General features: G+C 60.2%; 2 protein-coding genes. Both read left to right on the top strand.

Going from position 1 to position 1,141, the window contains the following annotated elements:
• Positions 1-61: 61 nt before the first annotated feature.
• On the top strand, positions 62-328 hold the full coding sequence (locus ACRBB0_RS27290; RefSeq protein WP_431377623.1) for a Com family DNA-binding transcriptional regulator: 267 nt from the start codon (positions 62-64) through the stop codon (positions 326-328).
• Positions 255-1,141 (top strand): DNA cytosine methyltransferase (locus tag ACRBB0_RS27285; RefSeq protein WP_431377622.1); only part of this gene is annotated, 887 nt, incomplete at its 3' end. The genes ACRBB0_RS27290 and ACRBB0_RS27285, both read left to right, overlap by 74 nt.

Here is a 1,141-nt window from a genome sequence, read left to right as displayed (position 1 = left end):
AAAGCTTTATGGCCGCTCCCAGCCCTGATCAGGGATCGGCACCATGAGGTGAGTCGCCTTAATGAGGCATGAAGAAATCCGCTGCACAAACTGTGCGCGTTTGCTATTTAAGATGGAGCCGAAGGCGCTTGCAGGTGATCTCTCGATCAAATGCCCACGCTGCCGGTCCATCAATATCCTGAGGCCGACCCAGAGCCCGAACCTAGAGCGCCCCTATAATAAGGACAATGAGCGCGATGGAACGGAGGCCCTATGTGGCTGTTCATCCCCCAAACCAACCGAACGACCTTTGCGGCATCAGCCTTTGCGCCGGTGTCGGCGGACTTGATCTTGGACTTCACATCGCAGAACCCGGCTATCGAACTGTGTGTTATGTCGAGCGAAACAGTTACGCCGCGGCCACTCTCGTGGCGCGGATGGCGGACGCGTCCTTGGATCAGGCACCTATTTGGGACGATCTCAAAACCTTTGACGGCCGCCCATGGCGTGGCCGCGTTCATATCCTCACTGCCGGTTATCCCTGCCAACCCTTCACCTTGTCGGGGCTCAGGAAAGGAGACGACGACCCCAGACACCTCTGGCCCGATGTTGCCCGCATCGCCGACGAGATCGGCCCCGAATGGCTGTTCTTCGAAAACGTCCCCGGCCATCTCACCCTTGGCTTGCAAGACGTCTGCGCAGACCTTCAGGGCCTGGGCTACCGGGTTGCAGCGCGCGTCGTATCAGCGGCGGAAGTTGGCGCGTCGCATACCCGTGAAAGGGTCTTCATTCTGGCCCACGCCAACATTCAAAGGCTCGGGGAACCGGGCGTGCATCCAGGGCAGCCCGGCGGGGATCCAGTTCAAGACGGATCAGAACCAGACGGGATCGCAGGTGGGCATCAAGAACGCCGCAAGCGCCTGGACGTTGATGTGGGACATGCTGATCGCAACGGGCTGGACACCGGGGCGGTTCCGCTCTTCGCACCGTTTCCGAGTGATCTTGCTGAATGGGGAGAAACACTCAAGCGATCCCCTGAGCTTAAACCCTGCGTTCACGGATTGGATGATGGGGTGGCCTGCGGGCTGGACCGATCCGCTGCAGCCGGTAACGGGGTGGTCCCAATGGCTGCAGCGCGCGCGTACCTCGATTTGAAGGCCGA

Origin of the sequence: Pelagimonas sp. (assembly GCF_050633425.1) — a bacterium.
Lineage (GTDB): Bacteria > Pseudomonadota > Alphaproteobacteria > Rhodobacterales > Rhodobacteraceae > Pelagimonas.
Note: the sequence above shows the minus strand (reverse complement) of the source record. Positions and strands in the feature narration are given on the sequence as shown.

Excerpts from the sequence above, each read along its gene's own strand:
- ACRBB0_RS27290 (WP_431377623.1), top strand. The coding sequence starts at position 62 with ATGAGGCATGAAGAAATCCGCTGCACAAACTGTGCGCGTTTGCTATTT.